This is a genomic window from Petrotoga halophila DSM 16923 (genome assembly GCF_002924615.1).
The window spans coordinates 1-6,411 of record NZ_JALY01000235.1; the positions used below are offsets into that span (position 1 = coordinate 1).

General features: G+C 33.1%; 6 protein-coding genes. 4 read left to right on the forward strand and 2 right to left on the reverse strand.

Annotated features, from left to right (window positions below):
• The first annotated feature begins 192 nt into the window (after positions 1–192).
• Positions 193–726 carry a hypothetical protein gene (locus tag AA81_RS11495; RefSeq protein WP_103899096.1) on the forward strand — a complete coding sequence of 178 codons (534 nt, stop codon included), beginning with the start codon at positions 193–195 and terminating at the stop codon, positions 724–726.
• Between the two features lie 175 nt (positions 727–901).
• Positions 902–1,057, forward strand: a complete 156-nt coding sequence (locus AA81_RS14285; protein WP_158245392.1) for a hypothetical protein — start codon at positions 902–904, stop codon at positions 1,055–1,057.
• A 303-nt stretch (positions 1,058–1,360) separates the two neighbouring features.
• Here AA81_RS14285 and AA81_RS11500 read toward each other — a convergent pair whose 3' ends face one another.
• Entirely contained in the window at positions 1,361–2,179 is an 819-nt protein-coding gene (locus tag AA81_RS11500) for a flagellin N-terminal helical domain-containing protein (protein WP_103899097.1), read from the reverse strand.
• Positions 2,180–2,414: 235 nt separating this feature from the next.
• On the opposite strand from AA81_RS11500, the gene AA81_RS11505 reads away from it, so the two are divergent.
• Positions 2,415–5,051, forward strand: a complete 2,637-nt coding sequence (locus tag AA81_RS11505) for a tetratricopeptide repeat-containing glycosyltransferase family 2 protein (protein WP_103899098.1) — start codon at positions 2,415–2,417, stop codon at positions 5,049–5,051.
• A 79-nt stretch (positions 5,052–5,130) separates the two neighbouring features.
• Here the strand turns inward: AA81_RS11505 and AA81_RS11510 are convergent, their stop codons facing one another.
• Positions 5,131–5,343 carry a DUF2283 domain-containing protein gene (locus AA81_RS11510; protein ID WP_103899099.1) on the reverse strand — a complete coding sequence of 71 codons (213 nt, stop codon included), beginning with the start codon at positions 5,341–5,343 and terminating at the stop codon, positions 5,131–5,133.
• 307 nt (positions 5,344–5,650) lie between these two features.
• On the opposite strand from AA81_RS11510, the gene AA81_RS11515 reads away from it, so the two are divergent.
• Positions 5,651–6,411 (forward strand): Rpn family recombination-promoting nuclease/putative transposase (locus AA81_RS11515; protein WP_103899100.1); only part of this gene is annotated, 761 nt, incomplete at its 3' end.

Here is a 6,411-nt window from a genome sequence, read left to right on the forward strand (position 1 = left end):
TTATGAGGGTTAGAGAATACCATAAAATGTCTCGCTTTTCGGTGAATTAGTAAAAGAGAATTTCAAATACTGAATAAAAGCGTATAAAGAGAAAGGAGGTGCTTTGTAAAAAACATTTTTTAAAACCATGTTTTAATAAGTGTTTTAGAATTTCTTAAGAGACTAAAAAATATTATACGAGGAGGAAATAACATGGCCATACAGTATAAAAATCTTGATGAGCAAACACGCAAATTTATGCTGAAGGAAATGGAAAAGGATGTTAAGGAGGGAACCCTATATATAAGCCCTCGTTTGAATTCCACTGGACAATCTGAATGGGCTAAACTTCTTGAAGATGCTATTGCTGGTTACAACGATGATTGGTTAGCTACTCAGTTAAATGAGCAACAATGTATGAAATCAGATGAGGAAAGGAAATTGCGAAGTGGAGAAATAAAGAAAGCAAAAGTTCCTGTGAATGCTCCTGAAACACTAGCTGAAGGTGAATTCAATCGCTTTTACGCACGCGGTATATGTGTAAGAGCAATTGCTGAGGGGATAAGTGAAGTTATAGTGTATAGAGGGAAGCAAGTTCAACGACCACGCCAAGAGTCCCAAGCAATGATTGGAAGGAGAATTGATCCGCAAGCTTTGTTGGAAGACCTCAGAAAATCACAAGGGGTAGAACCAGCTTTAGGTATACCACCTGGACCAAATTCAGGTTTGACTATCTCCTTACCATGAAAAAAGTAGGCACTTCCGCTAACATCGGACAAACGACGACGCCTCGCACTTCTCATATGTCCATGGACGTTGTCCAAAATTGAGCCTGCCTCCTGAAAGAAGCGGAAGGTGTTGTAATTTTATTATATAACCAAAAACGAATGTTTTATATAATCAAAAGGTATAGCAGATAGGTATGGAAGATGCTAATGTTGCGTTGATACCTAAGGAGATAGAAGAGATAAAAAGGGAGATAGCATATATTAAAGAGCATATGACAGACGTGGATAGAATTTTGATGGATGAAGAGATAATAATGTTAAAAGGAGCTGAGAAAGAATACCAACTTTAAAAATAGGTAAAAGTAACGATTAACGAAAGGAAACACACCGAAAGGGGTTCAAGAAAAATAAGACAAGAGGAAAAAAGAAAATCGAAATAATTCTTCAAAAAATCGAAAAGTAACTTGAATTGTATAATTTTGCTGTAAAAATATGCATGAAAGAAAGTTATAACAAGGGAGTATTTGGAGTTTTGTGAGAAGAATTATAGAGGATGAAATTTAGAGCAAAATATAGGTGAAAAAATACTTAGTTAGTTTTAGCAATATATAAAAGAAAAAGGGGCGGTAGCCCCTTTTTAGGCATAAAAACAATTATCTTAACAATTGCAAGACGTTTTGTGGAACCGTGTTTGCTTGAGCCAACATTGCATTCGATGATTGCAATAGTATTTGTTGTTTTGTATAGTTCATCATTTCTTTTGCCATGTCTACATCTCTGATTCTTGATTCTGCAGCGGTTAAATTCTCTGAGGAAACTTGCAAGTTGTTTATAGTGTGTTCTAACCTGTTCTGATATGCACCAAGCTTGGATCTTTCTGTAGAAACTTTCACTATTGCAGCGTTTATAGTACTAATAGCGGTATTTGCACTTGCCTGATTTGCAATACTCATATTAGTACTATTTATTTCCAAAGCCCCTGCACTCATAGCTCCGATTGATAAGGTAATGTTCTGACCTATGTTTGCTCCGATGTGGAAAGTTGAGTTAGTAAAGGTTCCATCTAATAATTTCTGGGTGTTAAACTCGGTGTCACTTGCAATTCTATTGATTTCTGCTGTTAATTGGGTTACTTCGTCTTGCAATGCTTGTCTATCTGCACCAACGTTTGTGTCGTTTGCTGCTTGTACTGCTAACTCTCTCATTCTTTGCAAAATAGCGTGTGTTTCAGTTAATGCTCCTTCCGCTGTTTGTATTAAGGATATAGAGTCTTGAGCATTTTTTACAGCCATGTCTAATCCTCTAATCTGTCCTCTCATTTTCTCAGATATTGACAAACCAGCTGCATCGTCACCTGCACGGTTGATCCTAAAACCTGAAGAAAGTTTTTCAAGGGATTTTCCCATAGCGTTGTTAGCTGAATCTAACTGCCTCCATGCGTTTAAAGCGTTTAAGTTATGGTTAATTCTCATTCTACCTTCACCTCCATGTGATTTTGGTGTTATCCTTTCCTTAGATGATTTATTTCCTGGCCAGGAATATTTCATTATATTTATCGGTTAAAATTCTAATAACTTTAATTATTTTCTTTACTTTTTTGGATTCTCTTTGAGTCTTTTTAAATCGAAACTATATAATTGTAGAAGGAAATAATAAATAAAAGAAGAATGATATAATAGAATAAGCTTTGTAATGGGAGGCAAGTGTATGAGTGCTAATAATGAAAAATTGTTATCTGTTGCTATGATTGTTAAGGATGAAGAGGCTAATATTAGACGTGCCTTAGAGGCTATTAAAGATGTGGCAGATGAGATAATTGTTGTTGATACAGGTTCTATGGATAGAACGCCCCAGATAGTTAAAGAGTATACCGATAAGCTGTACTTTCATGAGTGGCAAAATGATTTTTCTGAGGCTCGAAATTATTCTTTGAAGTTTCCAACCTGTGAGTGGGTTATGAGATACGATGCTGATGAAGAAGTTTCAGAATCCTTTATAAAAAACATTAGAGAGTTTCTTAAAAAACTACCAAAAGATGTTAATACTGTTTATCTGCCCATTATCAGTTATATGGATATGGACCACACAAAAACTGAAGTTGCATCGATTCCTATAATTTTTAGAAAAGGTACCGTTGAATATCAAAACGTTGTACATAATCAAGCTATATATAAACCTAAAGTAGTCCATGCCAATTTTCCAATTTATCACTACGGATATATTTGGACCAGGAATTTGCGAAAGAAGAAACATGAAAGAACAGCAACATTGATAAGGGAACAATTGAAAAGTTCTAATAAACCTTTAGATAGGATTTATTATTTAATTCAATTATATAAAATTGAGGAAATAGGTAGATACAGTTTCAGAAGAAATGAGTTGGCATGGAAAATTATAAAAGAGATAAAAGAGATAAAAAAGGTAAATAATTTACCAACCATTACCCTTGAATTTTTATATTTGTTTGGCGTAGAATGCATTGAAAATGATATGAAAAAATTGGGGGAAGAGTTATTAAGAAACGCAATTAAGTTATCACCAAAATACCCCGATCCTTATTTTGGGATGATGCTTTTATGTGAGAAAGAGAAAAAATATGACGAACTGTTGGATTGGAGTAATAAATTTTTCCAGGTGCTAGATACTGCTATGAATGAAGTTGAAACATATTGTTGGACAATTATGTCTCTTAAGCGAATATCTACAGCCTATTTGCTTGCAGCGAAAGCCTTTTTGATGAAAAAGGATTTTAATAACTTTAATAAATATGTTTCAAAAGCGTTTAGTGAAAAAGGAAATTTTGCATTGAATAAAAGTAATATTCAGATTTTAATGAAAAATTTGGTTGATGTGGTTGAATCTAAAGAAGAGATGGAACAGGTTCTTCCAGGAATTAAGGTTATCTTTGAAGTTAGTGAAAACGAAGGGATTCAAATGTACTTCGACGAACTTATCCAAAAGCTTGGAGAATTTAATCTGAAGGTTGAAAAGAGTTTGTTGGAGAAGTTTAAATGGAAAAACGAAATATCAAAATATGTAATAAAAAAATTTGAAACATCTGAAGATCAGCTTTTAAACTTTGTTACTAAAAACGATTATTTGAAGTTTGTAAATGAAACGGGAATATACGGTCTTTTGTTTCTTTTCTATGTTCTTGAAGAGACAAAAAGCTACGTTGAGATTTTAAAAGAGTTAGGAAGATTAAGAAAGGTTGAAAGTGAAGAGGTTAGAGGGGTTTTGTATGTTTTAATTGGAGATGCTTATCTAAAATTAGAAAAGTACAAAGAAGCAATAGAATACTACAAAAAAGCCAAAGATATTTATCCTGAGGTATCGAGGTTTATAAAGCCCCTTTTAGAGGATTTATCTATGAAGTTATCCACAGAGTTTGACATTGCTTTTGATGAGATGTATAGTTTTTATACGTCTGAAAATGAATTTATTTTTGATATTGTTGAATACCTCGGGGAAGATGCAGTTGAAAAATTGTATTTGATTTCGGACATTTCCTTTGCTAATTATGCATCTGCTTCTTTACTAATAGAAAAAGATCCACAAAAGGCTGAAACGTTGTTGAAAAAAGTAGAAAATATCGACGAATTTCCTTTTTATTATTATAGACTTGCTAAGATATACGAAAAAAAAGACATTGAAAAAGCCTTGGATTTACATATAAAAGCTGTAGAAGAGAATAACAAACTTGCTGATATATCGTTTGGTATATACAGTTATTCTGGACTTTATCCGAATACTCAGATTAGTTTAATGAAAAACAATGATGAAATGATTTGGGTAGGGAATATTTCTGAAAAATTTTCCACGCTTGGCATTATTCATCCCATTAGGAGTTGGAAGAAATCAGATACTTTTATGTACGCTTCGCCTTATCCCTCTGACGAGGCTTTAAGGATTTACGAAGAGCGTGAGAAAGAAACTTACAAGTCTATTCCTTTGGAGATCAAAAAGGAAGTTATTTTAAGGGGATTAATCGATAGTGGTTTTAAAGATGTCAAGGTTCTTGGAGTTGATAAAGAGAAGTATGAAGGTGTTTTTGAAGATTTGGGCATTTCTGTAAAAGATAATTCTAACAATCTTTTAATTGTAGGGGAGTTTGAAAAAAGTTATGATGTAACTGATATTTTAAAGAAGGCAAAAAAGGTTTTAGCCTTTGTGTATGTTCCTGATTTGAAGGATAGAGAGAATGTGGTTTGGTTTATTCCAAAGTTTAGGGTGCTTAGAACGACGGGTGAGTTGATTTCGTTATTTGAGAAAGAAGGGTTTAAGGTTTCAAAAGTTGAGGCTATTGATGGAAATTTGAGATTTATTGAAGCATATAAAGAGTAATTTTGTTTTAAGACTTTATAATCAACTACCCTGGCCTCTATAGGCTGGGGGTAGTTGACTTAATAAGTGCCATAGAAATTTATTTCAATGTTTCCTTCAATTCTTTTGCTAGGTTCTTAGCCAACATTTTTGAAATGTGATAAATCTCTATTCCAATAATTTGGTCGAGCGCGTCATATTCTACTCTTATATTATCTGATACCTCTTCGGAATCTACTGCGGCACCTTTTCTAAGCGATATATAAAGTATATCATTATCTTCATCAAACCATACTTTTATATTCTCACCCATCTAATATTCTCCTTTTTGCTTATCCTCCAATTGTTTTTAATGATTTAAGAATTAAATATTCGTTCTAAAAGTTAAAAAAGATAAGGTAAATCGTGTTTAATTTAATTATACCATAGGTTTTTAGGAATATGAATTTACCGTTTTTAGTTAAATGAGAAAAGGTAAGGATATGAAAGCTTTTCACAGAGATTTAATATGATCTAATGCATAAGATAACACACCTTCAAAAAGATATGATATAATTAGATAAAACAAAAAAGGAAACACTTCACCATACAACAAAAAACAAACCAAAAAGGAGAAGCTTATGTCTAATCCAATCAAAGATTCCATATTCAAAGAATTATTTGAAGACAGAGCCATATTCTACGACTTTCTAAAGGTCTTTCTTCCAAAAGAAATCACACAACAAATAAAAGAGACAGATTTAAAACGTGAACAAACCGAGCTAATAGGCAAAGACTTCTCCATCAAAAGATCAGACATACTATACAAGATAGAAAAAGGAAACGCCCCGAAGGGGGTTCAAGGAAACGGGCAAGATGTATACATATACTTATTGTTGGAGCATCAAAGTAAAGTTGACCAACTGATGGCATTCAGGATGTTGGCGTACAAGGTAAGAATATGGGAACAATATGTAAAAAGTCACAAAAGAGAATCAGAACAAAAAGGATTCAAACTACCAGTCATAATAGGGATAGTCTTTTACGATGGGAAAGTGAAATGGACATCACCAATGGACGTAAAAGACAAGATAACAAAGATAAAAAACATGGAAGAGTACTTAATAAAAGCAAGTTATGAACTAATAAATTTAAGCAATATAAAAGAAGAAACGATAATAAACATGAAGAAGGCACTAGGGGTAATCTTATTAACGGACAAACCAAACGTAAAGATAAAAAAAATGGAAGAGTTGCTAAAGATTATAAATCAAGAGATAATATCGAAGTTGCCAGAAGAAGAAAAAGAAAAGTTTGATAAACACAGAAACGCATTCTTAGAATTGCTTAGAAAGAGGACAGATTACGAAGAGATAGAAGAAAGGTACAAAGAGCTAGAAGA

Excerpts from the sequence above, each read along its gene's own strand:
- AA81_RS11495 (WP_103899096.1), top strand. The coding sequence starts at position 193 with ATGGCCATACAGTATAAAAATCTTGATGAGCAAACACGCAAATTTATG.
- AA81_RS14285 (WP_158245392.1), top strand. The coding sequence starts at position 902 with ATGGAAGATGCTAATGTTGCGTTGATACCTAAGGAGATAGAAGAGATA.
- AA81_RS11500 (WP_103899097.1), bottom strand. The coding sequence starts at position 2,179 with ATGAGAATTAACCATAACTTAAACGCTTTAAACGCATGGAGGCAGTTA.
- AA81_RS11505 (WP_103899098.1), top strand. The coding sequence starts at position 2,415 with ATGAGTGCTAATAATGAAAAATTGTTATCTGTTGCTATGATTGTTAAG.
- AA81_RS11510 (WP_103899099.1), bottom strand. The coding sequence starts at position 5,343 with ATGGGTGAGAATATAAAAGTATGGTTTGATGAAGATAATGATATACTT.